Source organism: Mesorhizobium norvegicum (genome assembly GCF_004919685.1).
In the GTDB taxonomy this organism is placed as follows: Bacteria; Pseudomonadota; Alphaproteobacteria; order Rhizobiales; family Rhizobiaceae; genus Mesorhizobium; species Mesorhizobium norvegicum.
Map to the genome: position 1 here is coordinate 43,492 of NZ_SMYZ01000050.1, position 26,795 is coordinate 70,286.

Here is a 26,795-nt window from a genome sequence, read left to right on the forward strand (position 1 = left end):
CAGGACAGAGGGGGGTGTGCAGGAACGGGGCATAGAAGGAGATATCCATGCCTGACCGCTCCTTCCTCTCCTGGCCGTTCTTCGAAGACCGCCATCGCGAACTGGCCGAGCACCTGGAGACATGGTGCGCGAAAAACCTGCCGGTCGATCATCACGATGTCGACGCCGCCTGCCGCGAGCTGGTGGCTAAGCTTGGCCAAGACGGCTGGCTGAAGCCGACGGCGCTCGACACCGACAGTCCGGGACCACTCGACGTCCGCACTCTGTGCATCACGCGCGAGACGCTCGCCCGCCATGACGGGCTCGCCGATTTCGCCTTCGCCATGCAAGGGCTCGGCACCGGCGCACTCAGCCTGTTCGGCACGCCGCAACAGCAGCAATGGCTTTCGAAGACACGTGCCGGCAAGGCGATATCAGCCTTCGCCCTGTCGGAACCGCGCTCGGGATCGGATGTCGCCAACACCGAAATGACGGCGACCCGCGACGGCGACAGCTACATTCTGTCCGGTGAAAAAACCTGGATCTCCAATGGCGGCATTGCCGATCTCTATGTCGTCTTTGCCCGCACCGGCGAGGCGCCGGGCGCCAAGGGGCTCTCGGCCTTCCTCGTGCCGGGCGACGCCAAGGGCCTTGGCATCGCCGAACGGCTGGAGGTGATCGCGCCGCATCCGCTGGCGCGGCTGTCGTTCGAGCAGGTCCGCCTGCCGGCCTCGGCGCTGATCGGCAAGCCCGGCGACGGCTTCCGCATCGCCATGTCGGTGCTCGACGTGTTCCGCTCGACTGTCGGTGCGGCGGCACTCGGCTTTGCTCGCCGCGCGCTGGATGAAAGCATCAAACGGGTGGCCGAGCGCAAGCTGTTCGGTGCCCCGATGGGCGAACTGCAAATGGTGCAGGGGCATATCGCCGAGATGGCGCTCGACGTCGATGCGGCGGCGCTTCTGGTCTACCGCGCCGCCTGGACCAAGGACATGGGCGCGCCCCGCGTCACCCGCGAAGCGGCGATGGCCAAGCTGTTTGCCACCGACAAGGCACAGGAGGTGATCGACAAAGCCGTACAGCTGCATGGCGGCGACGGTGTCCGCAAAGGCCATATCGTCGAGAGCCTGTATCGCGAGATCCGCGCGCTGCGCATCTACGAGGGTGCCTCCGACGTGCAGAAAGTGGTGATCGCGCGGCAAGTGATGGGCGCGGCCTGACGGCAGGAAATTGACGAGCGATTTTGAGACTTGGTTTTTGAGTACCGGGAGGTTTTGAATGCACACGATTTTGCAGCCGGAAGGCTGGGCAAAACCTGTCGGCTACGCCAATGGCGTCGCGGCACGCGGGCGGCTCGTCTTCGTTGGCGGACAGGTCGGCTGGAACGGCCAATGCCAGTTCGAGACAGACGATTTCGTCGGCCAGGTGCGGCAGACGCTCGAGAACATCGTGGCGGTGCTGGCCGAGGCCGGTGCGGGGCCGCAGCACATCACCTCGATGACCTGGTACTTTGTCGACAAAGCCGAATACCTCGCCAACCTCAGGGGTATCGGCGAGGCCTATCGCGAGGTGATCGGCCGGCACTTTCCGGCGATGGCCGCCATGCAGGTGATGGCGCTGGTCGAGGACCGCGCCAAGGTGGAGATCCAGGCCACGGCAGTTATACCGGAATAACCAATCACCGGAATAACTGCCCGCGCAGAATAAATTATTCGCGAAGGCCCGCCTGCCGCAAAATCGGCAGCACGTGGTCGCAGAAATAGGGCAGCTCCTGCGTGTAGTTGACGAAGGACAGCGCAATGCCCTGATAGCCATGCCCGGCAATGGCGACCATGTCGGCGGCGATCGTTTCAGGGGTTCCGATCAGCGGATAGGTGCCGGCGCCGCCGGCGAAACGCTGCCGGTAGCGGTCATAGGCATGCGGGTCGTGCGATTGCGAGAATTCCTTCTTGCCCGCCATATGGGCATCGACCGCATCGTGGTCGGCCATATCAACGGCGTAGCGGCTATAGTAGGCCTGCGCCTCTTCCATCGTCGGGCGGCAGACGACATGCGCCACGGTGTAGACGCCTACATCCCGGCCCGCTTTGTCGGCCCGCTCGCTGATATCGGCGACATGCTTGCCGGCATCAGCCATTTCCGAAAAGGTCGTGAACAGATAGTCGCATCTGGCGGCGGCGAAATCGCGTCCCGGCCCGCCGAAAGCAGCGTTCATGGTCACCGGGCGTGGAACCTGCAGGCTGGCCGGCCGGCTGACGGCCTCCTTGAGGCGATAATAGGTGCCCTCATAGTCGAGCGGCTCGCTCGACGCATAAAGCTTTTCGAGGATTTCGATCCATTCGGCAGCCTGGTCGTAGCCCTTCTCGACCAGGGGCGTGCCGAACATGCCGAATTCCTTCGGGTTCCAGCCGCAGACGATGTTCAAGCCCGCGCGGCCCTGGCTGATGTGGTCGACCGTCGCCAGTGCCTTGGCGGCATAGAGCGGATGGACCAGCGGCACATGCACGGTCATGAACAGGCCGATCTGCTCGGTGGCCATGGCAAGGGCCGCTGCCCAGGTGAAGGTCTCGAACGACCATTCGCGCACCTTGTTGCGGCCGCCAAAGCCGCGCCAGCGCGCGATGGGCAGCATGAACTCCAGGCCTGCCCGGTCGGCGATCTGCGCCGCGGTCAGATTGTCCTGCCATGTCGCCGTCCAGCGTTCCGGCACATCGGTGATGGCAAGCCCGCCATCCGCATTGGTCGAAAAGACGCCGAGCTTCAATCTGTTCGGGCCGTGCAAGGGATGTGGTTTGTTCATGTCGCGACCTCCCGGCGAAGGTCGCACGCTACGGCTCCGCAAAAATATTTCAAGCATGAAATAGCTTCGCCTTGCGATCGTTTGCGGATATTGATTCCGGCAGGACGAAAAAGGGGATCGGCATGAGCGAGTTCCGCCAGAAATGCATCGGCAAGACGAGCCTCGTCGGTTCCTTTGCAGCCATTCCCCATCCCGTCGCGGTCGAAGTGATGACGCAGTCCGGCCTCGATTTCCTCTGCATTGACTGGGAGCATGCCCAGATCTCGCGGGACATGATCGAGAGCATGGTGCGCGCGGCCGACGTGCATCGCGTGCCGGCCATGGTGCGCGTCCCCGGCCATGCGCCGGAAGCCATACAGGCGGCCTTGGACAGTGGCGCGCAAGGCGTGCTGGTGCCCCGCATATCGACCGCCGCCCAGGCCGCGATGGCCGTCAAAGCCTCGCGCTATCCGCCAAAAGGCGAGCGCGGCGTCGGACCGGGCCGGGCCGCCGGCTACGGCTATCGCATTCCCGAATATCTGGCCGGCGCCAATGACAGGATCGTCGTCGCGATCCAGGTCGAGACATCAGAAGGGCTGGCCAACATCGAAGCGATCGCGGCCGTCGACGGCGTCGACGTGATCTTCGTCGGCCCCGGCGATCTCTCGGTGTCGATCGATGCGCTCGGACAGCAAGGCGCCGACAGGCTCAATGCGGCGATCCGGACGATCGTCGGCGCGACGATCGCACACGGCAAGGCCGCCGGCATATTTTGCGCCAGCCCGCAGCCTGTCGGGCAATGGGCAGCCATCGGCGCCAGCTTCTTCATCCTGGCCAGCGACACGATGTTTCTCGGCGCCGGCGCTGCGGCCAACTGTGCCGCCGCACGCGACGAATTGGCATGAGACGGGCGCGGCTGGCACAAAAAGGCGTATCGGCACGGCAACAGGACGGTCAAACTTTTTAAGCTTAAAACTTTCGCCTTGAAAAGTGCCGCGCTTTGGATAAGCATTCCAGGATCGATGGCGACGGCCGTACCGGACGGGCTTCCCGGCCAGTCCATCGTTGTGCTCCGGGTGGGAGGGGTTTCAGTCCTTGTCGTTCGTACTGCCCCAGTCATCGTCCAGCGCGCGCTATGCCTTCGATGGCGTGCGCGCGCAGATTCGTGATCTGCACACAGAAAACATCGCCAACCTTGCCGTGCGGGCGCGTGAACTGGGCGATGTGATCGCGCTCTGGTACGGCGAAGGCGATATGGTGACGCCGGCCTTCATCCGCGACGCCGCCAAGGCCGCCTTCGATGAAGGCCTGACCTTCTACGTTCCCAACATGCGCGGGCACGCGCCGTTGAACGAGGCACTGTCGGAATACCAGACGCGCATCCATGGCCGGCCGATCCCGATCGCACGCACCACCGTCACGCCTGGCGGCATGCAGGCGCTGTACCTGGCGCTGGAACTGCTGGTCGATACCGGCAGCAACGTCGTCTATGTCGCGCCGCAATGGCCCAACATCCACAACGCCATCCATTTGATCGGCGGTGAGCCGCGGCCGTTCTCGCTCGACTTCAAGGGCGACTGGCATCTCGACCTCGACCGGCTGTTTGCGACCTGCGATGCACGCACGCGGGCGATCTTCCTGTCGACGCCGTCCAACCCGACCGGCTGGACCGCATCGCGCGAGGAGATGCAGGCGCTGCTCGATTTCAGCCGGCGCACCGGCATCTGGATCATCTCCGACGAGGTCTATGGCCGGCTCTATTTCGACGGCGACGTTGCCCCCTCCATCCTGCAGATCGCCGAGGACGGCGACCGGGTGCTGTCGGTCAACAGCTTCTCCAAGGCCTGGGCGATGACCGGCTGGCGCATCGGCTGGCTGACGCATCCGTCCGGGGTGGCCGACCAGCTCGGCGCGATGACGCAATATATCAACAGCGGCACGGCAGCCCCTATCCAGGCCGGCGCGGTCGCGGCTATCCGCCAGGGCGAGCCGCTCGTCGAGGAGATCCGGCAGCGGATCAGGACCGGCCTCGACCTTGCCTATGACAGGCTGGCGCAGATTCCAGGCATCATCCTGCCGACGAAACCGCGCGGCGGCATGTATGCCTTCTTCGCCATGGAGGGCGAAAGCGACGCACGTCGCGCCTGCGGCAGGATATTGGAGACGGCGCGCGTCGGGCTGGCGCCCGGCCATCTCTTCGGGAGTTCGGCAACGGCCTTCCTGCGCATGTGCGTGTGCCGTGAACGTGACCAGATAGCGACCGCGCTCGAGCGCATGGTCGCTGCCATGAATTGACGCCCTGCCTGAAGCGGGGCGGCAAAAAACCGTGCGGGAGCAACCCGCCCGATCAACAACAGAGGGAACACAAATGAGCTTCACGCGTCGCAAATTGCTTCTTCTCGCCGCCGCCATCAGCATCGCCGCCGGCCCCGCCACCGCCTATGCCGCGGATGTGCTCAATGTCGGCGCCTACCCGACCAACCCGCCCTTCGAGTACAAGAACGAGAGCGGCACTTTCGAGGGCTTTGAAGTCGATATCGTCAACGAAGCGGCCAAACGCATCGGCATGACCACCGACATCGCCGATCTCGGCTTCCAGGCGCTGTTTGCCGCCACAACGTCGAAGCGCATCGATGTCGCCATCTCGTCGATCACCATCACGGCGGAGCGTCTGAAGTCGCAGTCGTTCACGCAGCCCTATTATGATTCCGACATGGGCATCGCCACCAAGACCGACAGCCCGATCAAGGCTGAGGCCGACCTCAAGGGCAAGATCGTCGGCGTGCTGTCCGGCTCGACCGGCGAGACCTGGGTCAAGGCACATCAGGAAGCCGACGGCTTCAGCGACGTGAAGGGTTACGACACGCAGCAAAACCTGCTGCTCGACCTCAGCGCCGGCCGCGTCGATGCCGCCGTCAGCGACATTCCGGGCATGGAATATTCCTTCACCAAGATGAAGGACCTGGTCGTCAAGGAACGCATCAAGACCGGCGAACAATACGGCCTGATGATGACCAAGGACCACCCGCTGCTCGGCAAGCTGAACGACGCGCTGACCGCGATGAAAAAGGACGGCACGCTGGCCGCCATCCACAAGAAGTGGTTCGGCAGCGACGCGCCCGCCGACTCTTCGACCATGAAGGAAATGCCGCTGCCGAAGGCCTGAGCTGAAAGCTGCGCTGACATCGTGCCGGCTTTCCAGGCCGGCACGATTCATTTCATGCTCCAGCGCCGGCTTCCGCGCAGACCGTCTCGCCCTTGGCGAGGTCGATTGGTTTTAACCTGAGCATCCTTGCTCTCGGGTTCGGGAACGCTCCCATGTCGCTGCTGGATACCTTCTTCAACCCCGATGTCATCATGTCCAGCCTGCCGGCGCTGCTGCGCGGCTTCCTGAACACGCTGCTGCTCGGCATTTTGAGCATCGGCATCGGCATCCCGATCGGCCTGGTGATCAGCCTGGTGCGGCTCTATGCGCCGAAGCCGCTGCGGTGGCTCGCGGTCGGCTACACCGACATCTTTCGCGCCCTGCCGGTTCTGGTCGTGCTGATCCTGATCTACTATGCGCTGCCCTTCCTCGGCATACGGCTGTCGTCCTGGGCGTCGGCGGTGACTGCCTTCGCCTTCATCATGTCGGCCTATTCGGCGGAAGTGTTCCGCTCCGGCATCGAAAGCATTCCGCGTGGCCAGTTCGAGGCGTCGCAGGCGCTTGGCCTGCCGTTCCTTTTGACCTTGCGCAAGGTGGTGCTGCCGCAGGCGATCCGCGTCGTCATCCCGCCGATGACCAGCAACTGCGTCTCGATGTTCAAGGACACCTCGCTCGCCTCGACCGTGGCGCTGCCGGAACTCTTGAAGGAAGCGACCAACGCGCAGTCGCTCTACGCCAATCCCTCGCCGCTGATCGGTGCAGCCCTCGTCTATCTCATCTTCCTCTGGCCGATGGTCCGCCTCGTCAGCCTGCTCGAGGAGCGCTTCAAGACCGAAAAGAAGCGCTGACCGCGCCAACCGATCCCACCCCGCCAAGCCCTTCGCAGGAGTCTACCCGTGAACAAGCATCAGACCGACAATGCGAACGCTAGCGCGTTCCCCGTCGACACCATCCGCGCCATGTTTCCAGCCTTGCAGCGGGCTGGCGACTTCATCTTTTTGGACAATGCCGCCGGCGCGCAGATCCCGCAGAGCGTGCTCGACGCGGTGACCAACCATCTGGTTTCGCACAATGTGCAGCGCGGCGGCCGCTATGGCCGCAGTGTCACCGTCGATCAGTCGGTCGCCGATGCGCGGACAAGCGTCGCGCTGCTGATCAACGCCTACAGCCCGGCGGAAATCTGCTTCGGCATGAACGCCACCTCGTTCATCCGCCTGGTCAGCCTCGGCATCGGCCAGATGCTGCAAGAGCGCGACGAGATCGTCATCACCGACATGGATCACGACGCCAACATCGCGACCTGGCTGGCGCTGGAATCGGCCGGCGCCAAGTTCAAATGGTGGCGCATGCGCGAGGACGGCAATCTGCATGTTGACGATCTGCGCCCGCTGGTTTCCGACCGCACCCGCCTGGTCGCCTGCACTGTGACGGCGCATTCGATCGGCTCGATCGTCGATGTCGCTTCGGTGGCCAGGATTGCGCATGCGGCCGGTGCAGAGGTGTTCCTCGATTGCGTGCATTACGGACCGCACGGGCTGATCGACGTGCAGGCCTGGGACTGCGACTATCTCGTCTGCTCCGGCTACAAGAATTTCTCGCCGCATATGGGCTTCCTGTGGGGCCGTTTCGAAACGCTGAAGCGGCTGCCGACCTTCCGCGAGGATTTCATCCCCGACGAGCCGCCCTACAAGGTCGAGGCCGGCACCTTCATCTACGAGAACGTCTCCGGCATGGATGCCGCCGTGCAGTATCTGGAACTGATCGGCCGCAATCTGGCGCCCTCCAACAACCGCTCGCGGCGCGACAACATCGTCGCCGGCATGGGCGCCATCCGCGACTATGAGCTGCTGCTGGCGCGCGAGATGCTCGCTGTGCTCAAGGACTGCGGCGCGACCATCTACGGCGTTGCCGACGAGGCCCGCATCAATGAGCGCGTGCCGACCTTCTGCTTCAACATCGGCAGACTGTCGCCGCAGCGGATCGTCGAGGAAATGGCCGAGATGCAGATCGGCATCCGCGACGGCCACATGTACGCGCCGCGGCTGATGAAGCGTCTCAACCTCTCGATGGACAGCGGCGCCATCCGCGCCTCGCTGGTCCATTACAACACGGTCGAGGAAGTCCGGCGCTTCGGTGAGGCGCTGCGCGCCATCATCGCCAAGCTGTCGTGACATGACTGGTCCCGGCGGCTCCGATGATCCAAGCGCCGACGAGGCGACGTCTCTTGTTGTCCTCAGTGAACCCACGCCAGAGGACATTGTCGCGCTCGAGGATCGCCTCTACGGCAACGTCGCCGCCACCGGCGTCGATGACGGCCGTTATTTATCGATCTTCCTGAAGAGGGACGACGAAACGATCTATGCCGGTCTCCACGGGCACAGTTGGGCGGGCGTGTGCGAAATCAAGACGCTATGGATCGCTGACAGCGAGCGCGGCAAAGGCCTCGGCTCGCGCCTCCTCGCCGAAGCCGAACAGGAAGCGCGTCGGCGCGGGTGCCATGTCATCCATCTCTCGTCCTTCACCTTCCAGGCGCCGGACTTCTACGAGAAGCATGGATTTCAGCGGCTCGTACAACTCGAGGACTTCCCGCGCGGTCACGCCAACGTCCTGCTCGCAAAGATGTTGGTGCCGGTGCCACCAATTTAGCTGACACTGGCCAGTGTCAGCTGATCTCAGGCGGCCTTCTTCTTCGCCAGCCTCGCCTTGATCGAGGCGACGTCGGCGCGCGGCGTGGCGGCAAACAGCGTCTTGGTGTAGGCGTGCTTGGGGTCCGAAAAAACCTCGTCGCGCGAGCCGTATTCGACCGCTTCGCCGAAATACATCACCATCACGTCGTCGGCGATGTAGCGCACCACGGACAAATCGTGGCTGATGAAGACATAGGTCAGCTGGAACTCATCCTGCAGGTCGGCGAGCAGGTTCAGAACCTGCGCCTGCACCGAAAGATCGAGCGCCGAGACCGGCTCGTCCAGCACCAGCAGGCTTGGATTGAGCATCAGCGCGCGGGCAATGGCGATGCGCTGGCGCTGGCCGCCCGAGAACATGTGCGGATAGCGGTTGTAGTGCTCGTGACCGAGGCCGACCTTCTTCAGCATCTTCATCGCCAGGTCGCGCCGTTCGGCGGCCGGCTTGTCGGTGTTGATCAAAAGCGGCTCGCCCAGCACGTCGCCGATCTTCTGGCGCGGATTGAGCGATCCATAGGGATTCTGGAAGACGATCTGCACCTTGCGGCGCATCTCCTTGGTCAATCCGTTCCTGGCGATGTCGACCTTGTTGCCGTCGATGAACAGGTCGCCTGATGTCGCTGGATCGATCAGGGTGATGATGCGGGCGAGCGTTGACTTGCCGCAGCCGCTTTCGCCCACGATGGCCAGCGTCTTGCCCTTGTCCACCTTGAAGGAGACGCCCTTGACCGCATGCACGGTGCGCGGTCCGGTGAACAGGCCGCCGCCGATGTGGTAGTCGCGGACGATGTTCTTGCCTTCGAGAACCGTGGTGCTCATGAGGCGGCTCCCGCGGCCGAAGGGGCCGGCTCGAACATCATGTCGGAAACGGTCGGCAGCCGATCGCCGACGGCGTTTTCCGGCAGCGCCGACAGAAGCGCGCGCGTGTAGTTGCTCTTCGGCGATTCAAACAGCGACAGCACGTCGGCCTCTTCCATCTTGCGGCCCTTGTACTGGACGATGACGCGGTCGGCGGTCTCGGCCACCACGCCCATATTGTGGGTGATCATGATCAGGCCCATGCCGTATTTGGCCTGCAGCGAAACCAGCAGATCGAGGATCTGCTTCTGGATGGTGACGTCGAGCGCGGTCGTCGGCTCGTCGGCGATCAGCAGTTTCGGATTGCAGGCGATGGCGATGGCGATCATGACGCGCTGGCACTGGCCGCCGGACATCTGGTGCGGGAAGGAACTCAGCCGTTCTTCCGGGTCGGCGATGCCTACCAGCTTCATCAGTTCGATAGCCCGCGCCCGCCGCTGGGCGCGATCCATGCCCATGTGGAAGCGCAGCACCTCCTCGATCTGGAAGCCGACGTTGAAGCACGGATTGAGGCTGGCGACCGGCTCCTGGAAGATCATCGAGATGTCCTTGCCGACGATCTTGCGGCGTTCGGACGGGCTGAGCTCCAGGAGATCGACTCCGTCGAAGGCCATGCGGTCGGCCTTGACCGTCGCCGTGTTGGGCAACAGGCCCATCACCGCCAGCATCGACACCGACTTGCCGGAGCCGGACTCGCCGACGATCGCCAGCACTTCGCGCGGCTCGACCGATAGATCGATGCCTTGCACGGCCATGAACGGTCCGGCCGCGGTGTCGAAGGAAACGGTGAGGTTCTTGATCTCGAGCAGAGGCATGCTCACGACCTCTTCAGCTTGGGGTCGAGCGCGTCGCGCAGGCCGTCGCCGATCAGGTTGATGGCGAAGACGGTGATCAGGATGGCGAGGCCGGGGAAGGTCACCACCCACCAGGCGCGCAGGATGAACTCGCGCGCCTCGGCCAGCATGGTGCCCCATTCGGGTGTCGGCGGCTGCGCGCCCATGCCGAGGAAGCCGAGGGCCGCCGCCTCGAGAATGGCGTTGGAGAAGGACAGCGTCGCCTGGACGATCAACGGCGCGATGCAGTTGGGCAGGATGGTGACTAGCATCAGCCTGAGATGGCTGGCGCCGGCGACCTTGGCCGAGACGACATATTCGCGGGTCTTCTCGGCCATCACGGCGGCACGGGTGAGGCGGGCGAAATGCGGCTGCAGCACGAAGGCGATGGCGATCATGGCGTTGACGAGGCCGGGGCCAAGCACCGCGACCAGCACCAGGGCCAGCAGCAGCGACGGGAACGCCAGGATGATGTCCATGATGCGCATGATCAGCGTGTCGACCCAGCCGCGGCAGTAGCCGGCAAGTAGGCCGAGGATGACGCCGGAGATCAGTGCGGTGGTGACGACGACGAAGCCGATGGCGAGCGAGAAACGCGAGCCGTAGATCAGCCGCGACAGCATATCGCGGCCGACGGCGTCGGTGCCGAGCAGGAACTGCGCGTTGCCGCCCTCCTGCCAGGCCGGCGGTGTCAGGAAGAAGTCGCGGAACTGATCGTCGGGCGAATGCGGCGCCAGCAGCGGCGCGAAAATGGCGATCAGGATCAGCAGCGCAAAGACGAAGAGCCCGATCACCGCGCCCTTGTTGACGGAGAAGTAGTGCCAGAACTCGCCGAACATCTGCAGCCTTGCGTCCTGCTGCTTGACGACGGTGGCGGCTTCGATTGTGGCTGGACCCTCGTTGCTCATGTCAGTTGGCCCGGATGCGTGGGTTGATGACGGCATAGAGCACGTCGACGATGAGGTTCACCGACATGACGATCAGCGCGATCAAAAGCAAGCCGCCCTGCACGGTGAAATAGTCGCGCTTGGAAATGGCATCGATCATCCATTTGCCGATGCCGGGCCAGGAGAAGATGCTCTCGGTCAGGATGGCGCCGGTCAAAAGCGTGCCGACCTGCAGGCCGATGGTGGTGACGACCGGGATCAGCGCATTGCGGAAGGCATGCAGGCCGACGACCCGGAACGGGGTCAGGCCCTTGGCGCGCGCGGTGCGCACATAGTCTTCGCCGAGCACTTCGAGCATGGCCGAACGCGTCTGCCTGGCGATGACGGCGAGCGGAATGGTGCCGAGCACGACGGTCGGAAGAATGAGGTGCGACAGCGCCGAACGGAAGGCGCCCTTCTGGCCCGAGATCAGGGAATCGATGGTCATGAAGCCGGTCACCGGCTTGAAGAAATAGAGAAGGTCGATGCGGCCGGAAACCGGGGTCCAGTGCAGCGTGCCGGAGAACACGATGATCAGCAGCAGACCCCACCAGAAGATCGGCATGGAATAGCCTGCCAGGGCCGTGCCCATGGTCAGCTGATCGAACCAGGAGCCGCGGCGGATGGCGGCGAAGATGCCGGCGGCGACACCCAGGAGGACGGCAAAGATCATGGCGAAGATGGCGAGCTCGACCGTTGCCGGGAAGCGCACCAGGAAGTCCTTGAGCACCGGCGTCTTGGTCGAAAACGAGGTGCCGAAATCACCGCTGAGGATGTTGGTCAGATAGGTCAAATATTGTTGCCAGATCGGCAGGTCGAAACCGAACTGGTGCATCAGCGCCGTGTGACGTTCGGGCGACAGGCCGCGTTCGCCCGCAAGCACCAGCACCGGATCACCGGGCAGGATGCGCACGAAGCCAAAGGCGAGGATGGTTATCCCGATGAAGGTCGGGATGATGAGGGCGAGCTTGCCGAGGATATAGCGCAGCATGGCGGGCGAGTGGGGGCGTCACCACATGGCGACGCCCCCGTTTCGCAACCTTATTCGGCGATATCGACGCCGTCGAAGCGATGGATACCGAGCGGATCCATCGCAAAGCCGGTGACGGTCTTCTGCATCGGCATGAACACCTTGGAGTGAGCGAGCGTCGCCCAGGGTGCCTGTTCCTTGAAGATGACCTGTGCCTGTTCATAGAGCTTGGTGCGCTCGGCCTGATCCGAAACGGTCTTGGCCTTGTTGATGAGCGCGTCGAAGTCCTTGTTGCACCATTCCGCGCGGTTGTTCGAACCGACGGAAGCGCAGCTCAGGAGCACGCCGAGGAAGTTGTCCGGATCGCCATTGTCGCCGGTCCAGCCGACGATGACGGCGCCGTCGTGATCGACCGCGGAAGCGCGCTTGAGGTATTCACCCCAATCGTAGCTGACGATGTTGACGGTGACGCCGACCTTGGCGAAGTCCGCCTGGATCAGTTCGGCGGTGCGGCGCGCGTTCGGCATATACGGACGCGATACCGGCATGGCCCAGACGTTCATCTTGAGGTCCTTGACGCCGGCCTCTTCAAGCAGCTTCTTGGATGCATCCGGATCGTATGGATCGTCCTTCACTTCCTTGTTGTAGGACCACATGGTCGGCGGGATCGGATTGATCGCCACCTGGCCGGCACCCTGGAAGACGGCGTCGATGATGGCCTTCTTGTTGATGGCCATGTTGAGCGCCTTGCGGACGCGCGCATCGTCGAACGGCTTCTGCTGGGTGTTGTACATCAGCGCGCCGACATTGAGGCCTTCCTGCTCGTCGACCTTCAGGCTCGCTTCAGCCTGCAGGCCGGCGATGTCGGCCGGTGCCGGATACGACATGATGTTGCATTCGCCAGCCTTGAGCTTCTGCGCGCGCACCGCCGGATCGGTGGTGATGGCGAAGACCAGATCGTCGATCTTCTGCTTGCCGCCCCAATAGTCCGGGTTGGCCTTGTAGCGGATGGCCGCGTCGGTCTGGTAGTCGACGAAGATGAACGGGCCGGTGCCGATCGGCTTCTGGTTGAACAGTTCAGGCGTCTTGTCCGCCTGCAGCTTGTCGGCATATTCCTTGGAGACGACCGAGGCGAAGTCCATGCCCAGCGTGGGAATGAAGGTGATTGCCGGCTCCTTGAGGGTGAACTTCACCGTCAGGTCATCGACCTTTTCGACCTTGGTGATGTTGTCGCCGAACTGGTCATTGTAATACTGGTAGGCAATGCCCGGGATGTACTGGAACCACGGGCCGGCCTTGTCGACCTGACGTGCGAAAGAGAACACCACGTCGTCGGCGTTGAAGTCGCGCGTCGGGGTGAAATAGTCGGTGGCGGCGAACTTGACGCCCTTGCGCAGCTTGAAGACATATTCCTTGCCATCGTCGGAGATCGTCCAGCTTTCAGCCAGGCCCGGCGAGATCGTTGTCTTGCCGTGATCGAATTCGACAAGGCGGTTGAAGACGGTACGCGAGGACGCGTCGAACGTCTGGCCAGCGGTATACGGCGCCGGGTCGAAACCCTCCGGCGAAGCTTCCGCGCAATAGACCAGAGTTTTCGCGTTGGCCACGCCGCCCAGGACGCTTGCAGCCAGCAACGCGGCTGCAAAAGTCAGTTTCTTCTTCATTGAGCACTCCCTGATGTTCTTCCAAGCCCCTCTATCAGGCTCGCGAAGCGCGCATATAAGCACCGTTTTTCCGGCTTTGGAACACCCCGTTTGCTTACCCCGCGGGAAGCAGGAAAAAAATCCGCGATTTTGCTAAATGGCAGAAAAAATTAGCAGTTTTTTCCATTCACGCTATTATTAACGACCGCATTTTTTTATTGATCGCCGATCTGACGATATCGATGCCGCACACGCTTGCGAGCAGCCAGGGGTGCGCCGGGACACAGGGGGAAGTGTCGGCGGCAGGAGAGATTTTCGACGGCAAATCTTTCGCGGCCTTGCCGCAAGGGCAAGACTTGCACGGTCACCAATGGAGGCAATACATAGGTGGTATAGCGGCAGCAGCGGAGGACGTCTCTGTCAATTCAGGGCGAGCGCGGCGCGGGCGAACAAGAATTGTCGAGGGAGGAACGGGTGGCAAAAGCATCAAGGACGACGGCGCCGGTGAAAGTGGGAGCCAAGGCGGCTCCCAAAGCAGCTGCTGCCACGGTCAAGCCGACAGCGCCAGTTGCCAAAGCCGCCGCAGCCCAGCCGAAGGCGGCCACCGTGCCAGCAAAGGCAAGCGCAAAGCCGGCGGCCAAAGCCCCGGCCAAGACTGCGGCCGGAAAGACGGCCACCGCAAAGGCCGCCGCAATCAGGCCGGCGGCGAAGGCAGCAGCGACAAAGGCCCCACCGGCAGCGAAGCCTGCCGAGGCTGCCGCCAAGCGATTGCCGAAAGAGCTGACGGCGCTGGCCGCCGGGCTGCCGGAAAAGCCGTGGCTCAAGAGCTATCCGAAAAACGTGCCGGCCGAAATCGGTCCCTTGCCCTATAGCTCGATCGGCGATTTCCTGATTGGCGCCTGCAAGCAATTTTCCGCGCAGCCGGCCTTTACCTGCATGGACAAGTCCATCAGCTACACCGATGTCGAGCGGCTGTCGGCGGCCTTCGGCGCCTATCTGCAATCGAAAGGCCTTCAGAAAGGCGCGCGCGTCGCGCTGATGATGCCGAACGTGCTGCAATATCCGGTGGCGATGATGGCCGTCCTGCGCGCAGGTTTTGTCGTGGTGAACATCAATCCGCTCTACACGCCGCGCGAGCTCGAACATCAGCTGAAGGATTCCGGTGCGCAAGCCATCGTCATCCTGGAGAACTTTGCCAACACCTTGCAGGCGGTGATCGCCAGGACGGCGGTCAAGCATGTGGTGGTCGCCGCGATGGGCGACATGCTCGGCGGCCTGAAAGGCACCATCGTCAATTTCGTCGTGCGCCGCGTGAAGAAGATGGTGCCGGCCTGGTCGCTGCCCGGCCATGTCAAGTTCAACGCGGCCTTGAAGGCCGGCGCCGGCGCGACCTTCAAGCCGGCCAAGGTGGCAGCCGACGATGTCGCCTTCCTGCAATACACCGGCGGCACCACGGGCGTCTCGAAGGGTGCCACGCTGCTGCATAGCAACGTGCTCGCCAATGTCGTACAGAACGCACAGTGGATGGAAGACGCCTACACGATCAAGCCGAAACCGGCGCACCCCAACTTCATCTGCGCACTGCCGCTCTATCATATCTTCGCACTGACGGTGAACGCGCTGATGGGCATGCAGCAGGGCGCCCGCAATGTGCTCATTCCCAACCCGCGCGACATTCCCGGCTTCGTCAAGGAACTGCAGAAATATCCGGTGCACATTTTTCCGGGCCTCAACACGCTGTTCAACGCGCTGCTCAACAATGAGGATTTCCGCAAGCTCGACTTCAAGCCGCTGGTGCTGACGCTGGGCGGCGGCATGGCGGTGCAGAAAGGCGTCGCCGAACGCTGGAAGGCGCTGACCGGCTGTTCGGTCACCGAAGGCTATGGGCTCTCGGAAACCTCGCCGGTGGCCACCGCCAACAAGTTCAGCGCCAGCGACTTCACCGGCACGATCGGCCTGCCGCTGCCCTCGACCGAGATCGCCATCCGCGATGACGACGGCAACAACCTGCCGCTTGGCGAGGTCGGCGAAATCTGCATCCGGGGACCGCAAGTGATGGCGGGCTACTGGAACCGGCCGGATGAGACCGCCAAGGTGATGACCAAGGACGGCTACTTCAAATCCGGTGACATGGGCTTCATGGACGAGCGCGGCTACACCAAGATCGTCGACCGCAAGAAGGACATGATCCTGGTCTCGGGCTTCAACGTCTATCCGAACGAGCTCGAGGAAGTCGTGGCCATGCATCCTGGCGTGCTCGAAGTGGCGGCGATCGGGGTGCCGGACGAGCACTCGGGCGAGGTGCCGAAATTGTTCGTGGTCAAGAAGGATCCCGCTCTTACCGCAGAGGCGCTCACCGCCTTTTGCCGCGAGAACCTGACTGGCTACAAGCGGCCCAAATACATCGAATTCCGCACCGAACTGCCGAAGACGCCGGTCGGCAAGATCCTGCGGCGAGCACTGCGCGAATGATTGCAGCCGGCGGCCCGCAAGCCGTGGACGCACCTTGCCGTCCTGATCCGACAGAATTCATCAGGGCGAACATGCGCATCGCCCCGGTGCCGTCGCTTCCCGAGATCCGGCTTCATACGCCGCATCCGGCCAGTGGCCTGAGGCGGCTTACCGATCCGCACCAGAGCTCCGACGATGACGACACGGTCGGCCTGGACGACGACGAACCTGAGCCGCAGCCACCTTATTGGGCCTATGTCTGGGCTGGCGGCGCGGTGCTTGCGCGCCACATCCTGGATCATCCGCAAACGGTGGCCGGTCGCCGCGTGCTCGACCTCGGCGCCGGTTCCGGCCTTGTCGGCATTGCCGCCGCCATGGCTGGCGCCAGCGCTGTGATCGCGGCCGAGATCGACCGCAACGGTATTGCAGCACTCGGCCTCAACGCCGCGGCGAACGGCGTCGTGATCACGGTGATCGGCGAAGACATCACCGCGGGTCCGCCACCGGAGATCGACCTCGTGCTCGCCGGCGACGTGTTTTACGGGCGCGAGATAGCACTGCGGGTTACCCCGTTCCTCGATCGCTGCCTGGCAGCCGGCATCGATGTGCTGGTCGGCGATCCCCGTCGAGCCGATCTGCCGCTGTCACGGCTGCGGTTGCTCGCCGAATATCAGGTGCCGGATTTCGGCGACGCGAAGGGTGCTGTGACCAAGCCGAGCGGTGTGTTTTCCTTCGGGGCGGATGACCGCTGGCGCTGAGATCAAAACCAAAAGCAGACATTCGACTGCGGCACCGCGTTGGCCGTTTTGCGCCTGATCTCGGTCATTCCCCCGGCCCCTCCCGACCTCCAGAGGCGGACATCGCTGGTGTCAAAATGCGCAACGGGACTACAACGCCCACATGCTTGAACTGTCACGCACGATCTTCGATAAAAGTTCCGCGCAACCGCCCGCAGCGTCAGCCGTCGTGGCAGAGCGCTAAATCCGGCAGACCGCCACGACGAAGAACTCGCGGTAGCAGAAGTCCGGATCGTCAAGCAGGCGATCCGGCCGCTCCTTTAGTTCCCGCCAATAGGCCTGGTCGGCGTCAGGCAGGACGTAGCCCGGCGCGATGCTGGCAAAATAGGCTAGCAGGTCGCGAACATAGTCATGCGTGACGCGCGGCGCGGCCGCCCAGCGCTCGACCAACCAGCCCTTGCGACTGACGACCTCCAAGCCCGCCTGCCGCAGACGCATCGGAAGCGTCGAACCGCAATCGGTGCCGAGCACGCCTCGGTCGCGAAATTCCTGCAGCCTGGCTGCCATGAAGCGCGCGAAAAGCGCCCGATCCATAGGCAGGATCTGCAGGATGGTCGAATCGAAATCCTTGACCGCGAAGATGCCGCCCGGTTTTAACACGCGCTTGGCCTCGCCGACGGCAAGCTCGAACTCGGCCGGCGTCAGATACTGCATGACGTTGGCAGACCAGACACAATCGAACGATGCGTTGGCGAACGGGAGCGACAGGATGCTGCCGACACGTGTGGCAATTTCCGGCGGCTGGGACAGCGTAGCTGCAAGCGCCTCAACCCGGGCGATGTTTTCGGGCGCGAGGTCGAGCGCGGCGGTGAAGCCGGATGGGCCAACGGTCCTGGAGATGAGCGGCAGGAAGCTGCCGCCGCCGCAACCGGCGTCGAGCACGCTCCAGCCCGGGCGGATGCCGGCGTCGAGCAATGCCGCCTCGTATTCGGGACGCGACGATTCGAAATGAAGGTCGAGCCAGCCGGCGTCGCTCGCTTCGTGACCGGTGGACGTTTCGTTTCTGACAGACAAGTGACTACCCCCCGTTATGGCATGTCACAGATACAAGCGTGCCGAACCGCATCACGCAACAGCACGCAGCTTTTCAAACGAAACGCCCGAGAGCGGGCCGGCAGTTATCGGCCCCAGGGTGATACATTAGCCACAGTTAATATTATTTGGAAAACCCATCTTGCGCGATTGGCATAGGTGTCCCGTAATGGGCCATTATGTCCGGCACCGCAATTGCACTCTCAGCAATGCCGGGGTCAACGACCCCGGCAGTCGGGGGGTAAACTTTGGGGGGCCCCGCCGCTTCGCAAATGGGGTGGCGGGCTCTTTAACGGCTAATTCAAAAGGTCCCAAAAGTCGCCAAAACTTTGGATGCTGCAACTATGTATTTTCCTCAATTCCTGGTGGGCATGTTCGGGACGTCATTCATCATGGCGCTCTGGGCTGGCCTAGAAACCGGTTCCATCTGGATGGCACTCGCTTGGGCTGTCCTCACGCTGATTGTATTGCAGGTAGGATATTTCCTGCTGACATTGGGGCTTTTCTATAAGCGCTCGACGAAAAGCACCGACGTAAAACCGGAGCCTGTCAATCCTGTTCAGCCACTTCGTCGAGATGGCAGTGTCTCATCCCCCGGCGCCCAATAGGAGCCGGTGATGGTCTGGTGGTGTCGGGCTCTATCGATTCCGCCTTGACCGATATGATTTGCCCATTTCTTCGGAATATTCCCTCATAATCTGCCGTTTGACCTTCTCAGATTGAGGGGTCGCCACCATTTGCCAGCGCCTTCGCTGAGGGGTACTCTTTCGCGCAGATAGCCGGCGGTGGGTGTCGTTTCAAAAAGGGGGGCGTATGGCCAGACTTGTCGCACTCTACAAAACACCGAAAGACCTGACCGCATTCGACCGTTACTATTTTTCGACCCACATTCCGCTGGCCAAACGATTCCCGGCTTGAGAAAATACGAGATCAGCGATGGCGGGGTCCATTCCCCGGGTGGGTCCTCGGGCTATCATCTTGTGGCTATCCTCCACTTCGGTTCCGTTGCGGACATTCAAGCCGCGTTTGCCTCTCCCGAGGGGCAGGCCACGGCGGCAGATCTTGGCAATTTCGCAGACGGGGGAGTGGAGCTTTTGCTCTTCGAGACCAGGGAAGTCTGAGCCTCGCCCAACCCACCTTCGAGAGGTTCAATCCGCTTTCTCCGTGACGTGCAGTGGATGCATCCGAACCACCAGGACAGAAGTAGCGCAGACTTCCACACGTTCGACAGGTTTGAGCGGTGGCTACGGTGAGGTTGAGGTCGGCAGCGTAACGGCTGCTTTCTGACAAGTCAGTACCAAGAGCAGACCGTCAACTTCCGGCCCCAATGACAGACATAGAAGCGAGCGAGTTGCACGTCTGCTTTCCTGAGCTGCTTCCCCGAAATCTGCCGCTTTCCACCAATCTCAGCCGTTGGAGGGAAAGCCCAAGTTGATTTTTGCCCCGGCGTTGGAATCAGATCGTCTCCTTGACCCGTGCCGAGAGGAAATCCGGCAGATCGGCAACCGAATCCAGGACAATGTCGGCAATGCCGGCCAGCGATTCGCGGGTGCCGGTGCCGGAGAGAACGCCGACAGCCAACCCGCAGCCGCCGGCCCGCGCCATTTCGAGGTCGTGCCTGTTGTCGCCGACCATAGCGATCTCCGACGGCTTGAGGCCGGTGAGATCGCTGAAGGCCAGGATCGTGTCGGGCGCCGGCTTCGGATTGGCCACCGCGTCGTAGCCATAGGCCGCGTCGAACAATTGGGCGACGCCGAGCGTGACCAGCGTCTTTTCCGCACCGCTGGTCGAATCGTTGGTGGCGACGCCAAGCCGGTAGGACTTCCTGTGCAGTGCCGTCAGTGTGTCGACGATGCCGGGCAACGCCACAGCCATTGCCGAGCCCTGCACCGAGGTGATCTCGTTGAAGCGGGCGACCGCAAGCATCTGGTCCTCGTTGGACAGGCGCGGGAACCACAATTCGACGACGTCGAGATTGGTGCCGGACGCAAAGATCGAGTCAGGCTTGAAGCGCTTGTTGGCGAAATCGAAGCCGGCAGCCGCCAGCAGCCTGTCGGCTTTCCAGCGGTCGCCTTCAGACGCATCCATGGCCATGAAGTCGGCGACGCCGAGCCAGGTCGCGTTGAAGTCGACAAGTGTCCCGTCCTTGTCGAACAATATTCCCTTGATGTCTGCCAAGCTTTTCACTCCGAGCCACGCAATTGGTGGATGAATCCCACAAGGCCAGCGGTCGATGCATCCCGGTTGGCGGCACTTTCCTTGCCCTCCACGACAGGCAAAAGGCCGGTGGCCAGTTCCTTGCCGAGCTCGACGCCCCATTGGTCGAAGGAGTTGATGTTGAAAAGCGTGCCCTCGACGAAGACGCGGTGCTCATAGAGCGCGATCAGCCGGCCGAAGGTGCGCGGGTCGAGTTTGCGGTAGAGGATGGTCACCGAAGGCCGGTTGCCGGAGAAGACGCGGTGCGGGGCTATCTTGTCGACCTCGGCCGGCTTCATGCCCTTGGCCAGCATCTGGGCGCGGGCCTCTTCAAGCGTGCGGCCCTTCATCAGCGCTTCCGACTGCGCCAGGCAGTTGGCGAGCAGCAGATCATGCTGATGCTTGAGATCGGGCTCGTGGCCGATGGCCGCGGCGAGGAACTCGACCGGAATGAAATCGGTGCCCTGGTGCAGCAGCTGGAAAAAGGCATGCTGGCCGTTGGTGCCGGGCTCGCCCCAGACCAGCGGTCCAGTCGGCGTCGCCGCCGCCGTGCCTTCGAGGGTGACGCTCTTGCCGTTCGATTCCATGTCGAGCTGCTGCAGATAGGCCGGCAGCCTCGACAGGCGCTGGTCATAAGGGATGACGGCGCGCGCCGGGTATCCGCAGATCACGCGATGCCACCAGCCGACCAGCCCCAGCAGCGCCGGCAGGTTCTCCTGTACGGGCGCGGTGCGGAAATGCTCGTCCATCTCGTGCGCGCCGTCGAGGAAAGCGCGAAAATTCCTTGGGCCGACGGCGATCATCACCGGCAGGCCGATCGCGCCCCAGACCGAATAGCGGCCGCCGACCCAGTCCCAGAAACCGAAGACGCGATCCGGCGCGATGCCGAACTTGGCCACCAGGTCGAGCGCGGTCGAGACGGCGGCGAAATGCTTGCCGACCGCTTCCTTGCCGAGCGCCTTTTGCACCCAGTCGCGCGCCGTCTGCGCATTGGTCATCGTCTCGACCGTGGTGAAGGTCTTGGAGGCGATGATGAACAGCGTGGTTTCGGCGGACAGGCCCTTCAGCGTGTCGTGGATATGGGCGCCGTCGATGTTGGAGACGTAATGCGCACGCGGCCCGTCATGATAGGGCGCCAGCGCCAGCGTCGCCATGGCAGGGCCGAGATCGGAACCGCCGATGCCGATGTTGACGATGTCGGTGATCTTCTTGCCGGTGGCGCCGGCCGCCTTGCCCGAACGCACGGCATCGGCAAAGGCGCCCATGGCGTCGAGCACGGCGATGACATCCGCCTTGACGTCCTGGCCGTCGACGGTGACGCCCTTGCCGGTCAGGTTGCGCAGCGCCGTGTGCAGCACGGCGCGGTCCTCGGTGACGTTGATCTTCTTGCCGGCGAACATGGCGGCGCGGCGGCCTTCGAGATCGGCCGCGTTGGCGAGCTTTTCCAGCAGATCCATGGTGGTCGCGTCGACCGCGCATTTCGACCAGTCGAGCAGAAGGTCGCCGTCGGTGGCGGAGAAGGTCACGAAGCGCTTGGGATCGACGGCGAAAGCCTGGCGCATGCTGGCGGGCGCCTCGGCGCGATGATCGCGCAACGCGGCGAGCTGTTTTTGAAAGGACGATTGATCCACTGCCAAACTCCGAAACCTCGAGCCATCATTACGGACCGGATGTTTCCGGCGCGTGTCGTCGCGACAATGTATTGAGCCGAATTCCACTCGTTTCAATGCGCAGCGATGACGCACGGAGTCATCGCCGGGATGACGCGCCGCGTCACCCTGGTATGCCGCAGCGCAGCATCAAAATGGCGTGAAGGATCACTGGCATAAATCTCAACGATCAGAAAAATTGATTGGCGCAACCCCTTGTGCCACGGTTACGTTCGGCTGGTCCAGCCAAGCGAAAAAGGTTGGCCATTGAGGAACATCTCCCATGCCACAGCGAAACGACACGGCGATCTGGTCCGGCCTGTTCCGGATTTCGGCTGAATCCGGCCAGACCCTGCAGGCGCAGATCCGCCAGGCCATCGTGGCCGCCATTCTCGACCGCCAGATCGCCGCCTCGATGCCGCTTCCTTCGTGCCGTATCCTGGCCGAAAAACTCGGCGTGGCGCGCGGAACCGTCGTGCTGGCGTTCCAGCAGCTCGTCGACCAGGGCTTCCTGGTGGCACGCGAGCGGCGTGGCCATTTCGTCAATCCCGACGTGCTGGCGACGCCGGCCAAGCCGCACCAGAAGGCACCCGACCAGGCCAACGAGATCGACTGGAAGGCACGCCGCAAGATCGCCGCCAGCGACATGCCGCCGCCGGCCAAGCACGAGAACTGGATCAAGTCGTCCTACCCCTTCGTCTACGGCCAGTTCGATCCGGCGCTGTTCCCGACCGCCGAGTGGCGCGAGTGCAACCGCATGGCGCTTGCCGTGCTGGAAATCCGCAACTGGGCGTCCGACATGGTCGACCGCGACGATCCGCTGCTGATCGAGCAGATCCAGGCGCGGCTCTTGCCCCGGCGCGGCATCTTCGCCAATCCCGACGAGATCATCGTCACGCTGGGCGCCCAGAATGCGCTCTACATGCTGGCGACGCTGCTGATGGCCAAGGGCTCGAAGGTGGCGATGGAGGACCCCGGCTACCCCGACGCACGCTCGATCTTCCGCCTTGCGGGCGCCGAGATACAGCCGGTGCCGGTCGACCAGTCCGGCATCGTAACCGCTTCTATTGCCAATGATTCCGGTTTCGTCTTCGTCACGCCCAGCCACCATTGCCCGACCATGGTGCCGCTGTCGGCGGAACGGCGGCAGGATCTCCTGGCGCGAGCCAACCGTTACAACCAGATCATCATCGAGGACGGCTATGACAGCCAGCTTCTCGACGAAGCACCGCAGCAGGCGTTGAAGAGCCTCGACCGCTCCGGCCGCGTCGTCTATGTCGGCTCGATGTCGAAGACGCTGGCTCCCGGCCTGCGGCTCGGCTACATCGTCGCTTCCGCTGGCCTGATCTCCGAACTCAGGGCGCTGCGCCGCTTCATGCTGCGTCATCCGCCGGCCAACAACCAGCGCGCCGTAGCACTCTTCCTGTCGCTCGGCCATCATGAGGCACTGGTGCGGCGGCTGTCGTCGGCCTTCGACGAGCGGCGCAAGCGGCTGGTCCATGCGATTTCCGCTTTCCTGCCGGAGTGGCGCTCGACCGATTCGGCCGGCGGCACATCGCTGTGGCTCGAAGGGCCGCGCGGCACCGATGCGCGCGGGCTGGCCGAGGCAGCAGCCTCGCGCAGCGTCATCATCGAACCGGGCGACCGATTCTTCGATCGCACTGAAAAACCTTCGCGTTTCATGCGGCTGGGCATCTCGTCGATCGCGCTGCAGCACATTGAGCCCGGCATCCGCGAACTGGCCACGGCCGCCGGCCGCAGGCCCGCAGCTGCCTGACCATAGTACCGATCTCATGACCGGAGCCGCTCGTAGCGGCTCCGGTCATTTTAGTTCTGGCACATGTGACTGGTCCAGCTGGCTCATAGGATGGACCAGGGCCGGCGGCATAGTCGGCGTACAGGGGAAGAAGCAGGCCGAGGGTGGACCAACCGCCACGAGCTCCTGCCGATAAAGGTGGAGTGCTTCCATGCCAGTAGCTGTCGAACAGCAGGACATGCCGGCGGACCGTCGTCCACAGCGCTCCAGTCTTCGCGAAACAGGACATGCCATGCGATCAGCTCCTCTGATGGGGGACACCGGACCACAACACCAGGCCATCGAGGGCGGCAGCTATGCGCCGCTGCGCGGAGATGACTGCGAGCGTATCCACGAGGGCGTGCTGACGCTTCTGGAGACAGTCGGCTTCGCCAATGCCATCCCTTCCTGCATAAAGGTGCTGACCAAGGCGGGCGCGATCCATGGCGACGATGGCCGCGTCCGCTTTCCGCGTGCGCTGGTGCTCGATACCATCAAGCGGGCCGCACGGCATTTCACACTTCACGGCCAGGACGCCCGGCACGATATGGTGGTCCAGGGCAAGCGCGTGCACTACGGCACGGCGGGTATCGCCGTTCACCTGGTGGATATGGAGAAGCGCGAGTACCGCGAATCCAAGCTGCAGGACATTTATGATGCCGCCCGCATCGTCGATGGGCTGGACAACATTCATTTCTTCCAGCGGCCGATGGTGGCGCGCGACATCGCCGACCCGCTCGAGATGGATTTCAACACGCTTTACGCCTGCGTGATGGGGACATCGAAGCATGTCGGAACGTCCTTCACCGTACGCGAGAACGTGAAGCCGGCGCTCGAAATGCTCTATGCCATTGCCGGCGGCGAGGAGAATTTCCGCGCCCGGCCATTCGTTTCCAACTCCAATTCGTTCGTCGTGCCGCCGATGAAGTTCGCCGAGGATGCCTGCGGCGTGCTCGAAGCCTGCGTTGAAGGCGGCATCCCGATCCTGCTGCTATCGACCGGCCAGTCCGGCACCACCGCACCCGCAGCCATGGCCGGCGCGGTCGTGCAAGCGGTAGCCGAAGTGCTGGCCGGCCTTGTCTATGTCAACGCGCTCAAGCCCGGCCATCCGGCGATCTTCGGCGCCTGGCCATTCATGTCGGACCTGCGCACCAACACCATGGCCGGCGGTTCAGCCGAGCAGTCGGTGGCAACGGCGGCCTGCGCCCAGATGGCGCAATTCTACGATTTGCCTGGGGGCTCCGCCGCCGGCATGACGGATTCAAAACTGCCCGATATTCAGTCCGGCTACGAAAAGGGCATCACCAATGTGATGGCTGGCCTCTCCGGCCTCAACCTGATCTACGAATCAGCCGGCATGCATGCCTCGCTGCTTGGCTTTTGCCTGGAAAGCCTGGTCATCGACAACGACATGCTCGGGCATTGCCTGGGCTGCGCGCGCGGCATCGAAGTGACTGACGAAGCCCTGTCGATCGACAGCATCGCCGAAGTCTGCCTCAAGGGCCCGGGCCACTATCTCGACAACGAACAGACGCTCAAGCTCACGCAGGCCGCGCATTTCTACCCCGCCCTCGGCGATCGGTCCTCACCGAAGGAATGGAATGAAAAAGGCCGACCTGATATAGTGCTGCGTGCGATTGCCGAGAAGAAGCGCATTCTTGCCGAACGATTTCCGCGCCACGTGCCAAGACCGATGGACGACAGATTGCGCGCCCGCTTCGGCGAGTTGATCAAGCTGCCGCGCAGCAGCATGGGTGGCTAATACCGGAACCGGGAGCCTATGGCTAAACTCTGGACAGACAATCAGCGGGTCGACAGATGAGTGTATATCCTATCCAGCAAACCTCCGAAGAACGCGATCCGATCGACCGCCTGGTGGCGGCGCACCGGCCGGGTCATGGTCTGGTGCGCGCCTTCTATCATGACCAGGCGATCTTCGAGCGGGACATGGAGCGCGTCTTTCGCCGCCACTGGCATTGCCTGGCGCATGCCAGCGTCATTCCGAACCCCGGCGATTTCGAACTGTTCAAGCTTGGCGACGAGGCTGTCATCCTGACGCGCGGCATGGATGGCACCATCCATGCCATGCTCAATGTCTGCCGCCATCGTGGCGCCGAGGTCTGCACTAAGGAAAAGGGCAATGCGAAGATGTTCGTGTGCCCCTACCACGCATGGGCCTATTCCAATGACGGATCCTTGCGTGCCGCACGCCTGATGCCGAAGGATTTCGACCGCTCGGCGCACGGGCTGAAGAAGCTTCATGTCCGCGTCGCCGCTGGCTTGGTCTTCATTTCCTTCGCCGAGACGCCGCTGGATTTCGACCCGATCGAACAGTCGCTGCGCACAAGCTGCGGCCAGTATGGCTGGGGCGACGCGAAGGTGGCGTATCGCGAGACCTACCCGGTCGACGCCAATTGGAAACTCGCCGTCGAGAACTATGTCGAGTGTTATCATTGCGGGCCGGCGCATCCGGAATATTCGCAGACGCATGCCCTGGAAAAGCCGGCCGAGATGATCGAGCAGCTCAATGCCGCGATGGAGCAGCGCACCTGCGCGCTCGGCATCGAGATCGGCAGCGCCAACCGCTGGCAGAACTCGGCGGCCGGTCAGGAAGCAATCCACACCTTCCGCTACGCGCTCTATGATGGCGTTTCGAGCGGCAGCCAGGACGGCTCGCCGGTGGCACCCCTGATGGGCCGCTTCACCGATTATGATGGCGGCGTCACCTCCATCCATCTCGGCGGCACGACCTTCCTCGTCTGCTATCCCGATCACGGCATGATCTACCGCTTCATTCCGAAGACGGCCGGAACCTGCGAGATGGAACTGATCTGGCTGGTGCACGGCGACGCGGTCGAGGGTCAGGATTACGATTTGGAGAAGCTGACCTGGCTGTGGAAGGTCACCACCGACGAGGACAAGAAGATCATCGAGCACACCGCGCGCGGCGTGCGCTCGCACTATTTCGTGCCGGGTCCGATCGCGCCGATGGAGTATAATGAGCTGCGCTATATCGGCTGGTATCTCGAGGAGATCAGCCGGGCCTGATCGGCTCGTCTGC

General features: G+C 63.0%; 23 protein-coding genes and 1 pseudogene. 15 read left to right on the plus strand and 9 right to left on the minus strand.

Annotation, left to right across the window (positions count from 1 at the left end; genetic code table 11):
* Positions 1–47: 47 nt before the first annotated feature.
* Together FCU66_RS21200 and FCU66_RS21205 are read left to right on the plus strand one after the other, a co-directional pair.
* Positions 48–1,196: an acyl-CoA dehydrogenase family protein gene (locus FCU66_RS21200; protein WP_136619897.1), complete on the plus strand. Its 1,149-nt coding sequence runs from the start codon at positions 48–50 to the stop codon at positions 1,194–1,196.
* A gap of 58 nt (positions 1,197–1,254) precedes the next feature.
* Positions 1,255–1,650: a RidA family protein gene (locus FCU66_RS21205; RefSeq protein ID WP_136619898.1), complete on the plus strand. Its 396-nt coding sequence runs from the start codon at positions 1,255–1,257 to the stop codon at positions 1,648–1,650.
* A gap of 34 nt (positions 1,651–1,684) precedes the next feature.
* Here FCU66_RS21205 and FCU66_RS21210 read toward each other — a convergent pair whose 3' ends face one another.
* Complete coding sequence (locus tag FCU66_RS21210) at positions 1,685–2,776, minus strand: LLM class flavin-dependent oxidoreductase (protein ID WP_136619899.1); 1,092 nt, start codon at positions 2,774–2,776, stop codon at positions 1,685–1,687.
* 122 nt (positions 2,777–2,898) lie between these two features.
* On the opposite strand from FCU66_RS21210, the gene FCU66_RS21215 reads away from it, so the two are divergent.
* The 6 genes from FCU66_RS21215 to FCU66_RS21240 all read left to right on the plus strand — a co-directional run bounded on the left by FCU66_RS21215 (position 2,899) and on the right by FCU66_RS21240 (position 8,546).
* Positions 2,899–3,660 (plus strand): HpcH/HpaI aldolase family protein, encoded by a 762-nt coding sequence (locus tag FCU66_RS21215; protein ID WP_136619900.1) that lies wholly within the window; start codon positions 2,899–2,901, stop codon positions 3,658–3,660.
* A 190-nt stretch (positions 3,661–3,850) separates the two neighbouring features.
* Positions 3,851–5,050, plus strand: a complete 1,200-nt coding sequence (locus tag FCU66_RS21220) for a pyridoxal phosphate-dependent aminotransferase (RefSeq protein WP_168992004.1) — start codon at positions 3,851–3,853, stop codon at positions 5,048–5,050.
* A gap of 73 nt (positions 5,051–5,123) precedes the next feature.
* Positions 5,124–5,921, plus strand: a complete 798-nt coding sequence (locus FCU66_RS21225) for an ABC transporter substrate-binding protein (RefSeq protein WP_136619902.1) — start codon at positions 5,124–5,126, stop codon at positions 5,919–5,921.
* A gap of 152 nt (positions 5,922–6,073) precedes the next feature.
* Positions 6,074–6,748: an amino acid ABC transporter permease gene (locus FCU66_RS21230; protein ID WP_126067529.1), complete on the plus strand. Its 675-nt coding sequence runs from the start codon at positions 6,074–6,076 to the stop codon at positions 6,746–6,748.
* Between the two features lie 48 nt (positions 6,749–6,796).
* Positions 6,797–8,071 carry a cysteine desulfurase-like protein gene (locus tag FCU66_RS21235; RefSeq protein WP_136619903.1) on the plus strand — a complete coding sequence of 425 codons (1,275 nt, stop codon included), beginning with the start codon at positions 6,797–6,799 and terminating at the stop codon, positions 8,069–8,071.
* 1 nt (position 8,072) lies between these two features.
* A complete protein-coding gene (locus FCU66_RS21240) occupies positions 8,073–8,546 on the plus strand; it encodes a GNAT family N-acetyltransferase (RefSeq protein WP_136619904.1) in 474 nt (157 codons plus the stop codon).
* Between the two features lie 26 nt (positions 8,547–8,572).
* Here FCU66_RS21240 and FCU66_RS21245 read toward each other — a convergent pair whose 3' ends face one another.
* The 5 genes from FCU66_RS21245 to FCU66_RS21265 all read right to left on the minus strand — a co-directional run bounded on the left by FCU66_RS21245 (position 8,573) and on the right by FCU66_RS21265 (position 13,835).
* Entirely contained in the window at positions 8,573–9,403 is an 831-nt protein-coding gene (locus FCU66_RS21245; RefSeq protein ID WP_136619905.1) for a dipeptide ABC transporter ATP-binding protein, read from the minus strand.
* A complete protein-coding gene (locus FCU66_RS21250; protein WP_136619958.1) occupies positions 9,400–10,257 on the minus strand; it encodes an ABC transporter ATP-binding protein in 858 nt (285 codons plus the stop codon). Before FCU66_RS21250 ends, FCU66_RS21245 begins: the two co-directional genes overlap by 4 nt.
* A 2-nt stretch (positions 10,258–10,259) precedes the next feature.
* Entirely contained in the window at positions 10,260–11,114 is an 855-nt protein-coding gene (locus tag FCU66_RS21255) for an ABC transporter permease subunit (protein WP_244482870.1), read from the minus strand.
* A 70-nt stretch (positions 11,115–11,184) separates the two neighbouring features.
* On the minus strand, positions 11,185–12,192 hold the full coding sequence (locus FCU66_RS21260; RefSeq protein ID WP_136619906.1) for an ABC transporter permease subunit: 1,008 nt from the start codon (positions 12,190–12,192) through the stop codon (positions 11,185–11,187).
* A gap of 50 nt (positions 12,193–12,242) precedes the next feature.
* The gene (locus FCU66_RS21265; protein ID WP_136619907.1) at positions 12,243–13,835 is read right to left on the minus strand and encodes an ABC transporter substrate-binding protein; all 1,593 of its coding nucleotides are present in this window, start codon (positions 13,833–13,835) and stop codon (positions 12,243–12,245) included.
* Positions 13,836–14,288: 453 nt separating this feature from the next.
* Here FCU66_RS21265 and FCU66_RS21270 point away from each other — a divergent pair, with 453 nt between their 5' ends.
* Both FCU66_RS21270 and FCU66_RS21275 read left to right on the plus strand, forming a co-directional pair.
* Positions 14,289–16,286 (plus strand): long-chain fatty acid--CoA ligase, encoded by a 1,998-nt coding sequence (locus tag FCU66_RS21270; protein WP_136619908.1) that lies wholly within the window; start codon positions 14,289–14,291, stop codon positions 16,284–16,286.
* Positions 16,283–17,023, plus strand: coding sequence for a class I SAM-dependent methyltransferase (locus FCU66_RS21275; protein ID WP_136619909.1), 741 nt, complete (start codon positions 16,283–16,285; stop codon positions 17,021–17,023). The genes FCU66_RS21270 and FCU66_RS21275 overlap by 4 nt, the downstream gene beginning before the upstream one ends.
* 219 nt (positions 17,024–17,242) lie before the next feature.
* On the opposite strand, the gene FCU66_RS21280 is transcribed toward FCU66_RS21275, so the two are convergent.
* Positions 17,243–18,076, minus strand: coding sequence for a class I SAM-dependent methyltransferase (locus FCU66_RS21280; protein WP_246093981.1), 834 nt, complete (start codon positions 18,074–18,076; stop codon positions 17,243–17,245).
* A gap of 362 nt (positions 18,077–18,438) precedes the next feature.
* On the opposite strand from FCU66_RS21280, the gene FCU66_RS21285 reads away from it, so the two are divergent.
* Together FCU66_RS21285 and FCU66_RS21290 are read left to right on the plus strand one after the other, a co-directional pair.
* Entirely contained in the window at positions 18,439–18,702 is a 264-nt protein-coding gene (locus FCU66_RS21285; RefSeq protein ID WP_136619910.1) for a hypothetical protein, read from the plus strand.
* Between the two features lie 205 nt (positions 18,703–18,907).
* Positions 18,908–19,215, plus strand: a pseudogene (locus FCU66_RS21290) (EthD family reductase).
* Positions 19,216–19,549: 334 nt separating this feature from the next.
* On the opposite strand, the gene FCU66_RS21295 reads toward FCU66_RS21290, so the two are convergent.
* Both FCU66_RS21295 and pgi read right to left on the minus strand, forming a co-directional pair.
* Positions 19,550–20,272 (minus strand): HAD family hydrolase, encoded by a 723-nt coding sequence (locus FCU66_RS21295; RefSeq protein WP_136619911.1) that lies wholly within the window; start codon positions 20,270–20,272, stop codon positions 19,550–19,552.
* A 5-nt stretch (positions 20,273–20,277) separates the two neighbouring features.
* Positions 20,278–21,927, minus strand: coding sequence for a glucose-6-phosphate isomerase (pgi, locus tag FCU66_RS21300; protein WP_425462863.1), 1,650 nt, complete (start codon positions 21,925–21,927; stop codon positions 20,278–20,280).
* Between the two features lie 295 nt (positions 21,928–22,222).
* Here pgi and pdxR point away from each other — a divergent pair, with 295 nt between their 5' ends.
* From pdxR to FCU66_RS21315, 3 genes are all read left to right on the plus strand, one after another.
* Entirely contained in the window at positions 22,223–23,716 is a 1,494-nt protein-coding gene (pdxR, locus tag FCU66_RS21305; protein WP_109666156.1) for a MocR-like pyridoxine biosynthesis transcription factor PdxR, read from the plus strand.
* A 190-nt stretch (positions 23,717–23,906) separates the two neighbouring features.
* Positions 23,907–25,496, plus strand: coding sequence for a trimethylamine methyltransferase family protein (locus FCU66_RS21310; RefSeq protein WP_136619913.1), 1,590 nt, complete (start codon positions 23,907–23,909; stop codon positions 25,494–25,496).
* Positions 25,497–25,552: 56 nt separating this feature from the next.
* Entirely contained in the window at positions 25,553–26,782 is a 1,230-nt protein-coding gene (locus FCU66_RS21315) for an aromatic ring-hydroxylating oxygenase subunit alpha (RefSeq protein WP_136619914.1), read from the plus strand.
* The last annotated feature ends 13 nt before the right edge of the window (positions 26,783–26,795 follow it).

Coding starts and splice junctions, on each gene's coding strand:
- FCU66_RS21310 (WP_136619913.1), top strand. CDS start 23,907: ATGCCAGTAGCTGTCGAACAGCAGGACATGCCGGCGGACCGTCGTCCA.
- FCU66_RS21225 (WP_136619902.1), top strand. CDS start 5,124: ATGAGCTTCACGCGTCGCAAATTGCTTCTTCTCGCCGCCGCCATCAGC.
- FCU66_RS21250 (WP_136619958.1), bottom strand. CDS start 10,257: ATGCCTCTGCTCGAGATCAAGAACCTCACCGTTTCCTTCGACACCGCG.
- pdxR (WP_109666156.1), top strand. CDS start 22,223: ATGCCACAGCGAAACGACACGGCGATCTGGTCCGGCCTGTTCCGGATT.
- FCU66_RS21275 (WP_136619909.1), top strand. CDS start 16,283: ATGATTGCAGCCGGCGGCCCGCAAGCCGTGGACGCACCTTGCCGTCCT.
- FCU66_RS21245 (WP_136619905.1), bottom strand. CDS start 9,403: ATGAGCACCACGGTTCTCGAAGGCAAGAACATCGTCCGCGACTACCAC.
- FCU66_RS21205 (WP_136619898.1), top strand. CDS start 1,255: ATGCACACGATTTTGCAGCCGGAAGGCTGGGCAAAACCTGTCGGCTAC.
- FCU66_RS21260 (WP_136619906.1), bottom strand. CDS start 12,192: ATGCTGCGCTATATCCTCGGCAAGCTCGCCCTCATCATCCCGACCTTC.
- FCU66_RS21210 (WP_136619899.1), bottom strand. CDS start 2,776: ATGAACAAACCACATCCCTTGCACGGCCCGAACAGATTGAAGCTCGGC.
- FCU66_RS21265 (WP_136619907.1), bottom strand. CDS start 13,835: ATGAAGAAGAAACTGACTTTTGCAGCCGCGTTGCTGGCTGCAAGCGTC.
- FCU66_RS21255 (WP_244482870.1), bottom strand. CDS start 11,114: ATGTTCGGCGAGTTCTGGCACTACTTCTCCGTCAACAAGGGCGCGGTG.
- FCU66_RS21230 (WP_126067529.1), top strand. CDS start 6,074: ATGTCGCTGCTGGATACCTTCTTCAACCCCGATGTCATCATGTCCAGC.
- FCU66_RS21240 (WP_136619904.1), top strand. CDS start 8,073: ATGACTGGTCCCGGCGGCTCCGATGATCCAAGCGCCGACGAGGCGACG.
- FCU66_RS21315 (WP_136619914.1), top strand. CDS start 25,553: ATGAGTGTATATCCTATCCAGCAAACCTCCGAAGAACGCGATCCGATC.
- FCU66_RS21200 (WP_136619897.1), top strand. CDS start 48: ATGCCTGACCGCTCCTTCCTCTCCTGGCCGTTCTTCGAAGACCGCCAT.
- FCU66_RS21285 (WP_136619910.1), top strand. CDS start 18,439: ATGTATTTTCCTCAATTCCTGGTGGGCATGTTCGGGACGTCATTCATC.
- FCU66_RS21215 (WP_136619900.1), top strand. CDS start 2,899: ATGAGCGAGTTCCGCCAGAAATGCATCGGCAAGACGAGCCTCGTCGGT.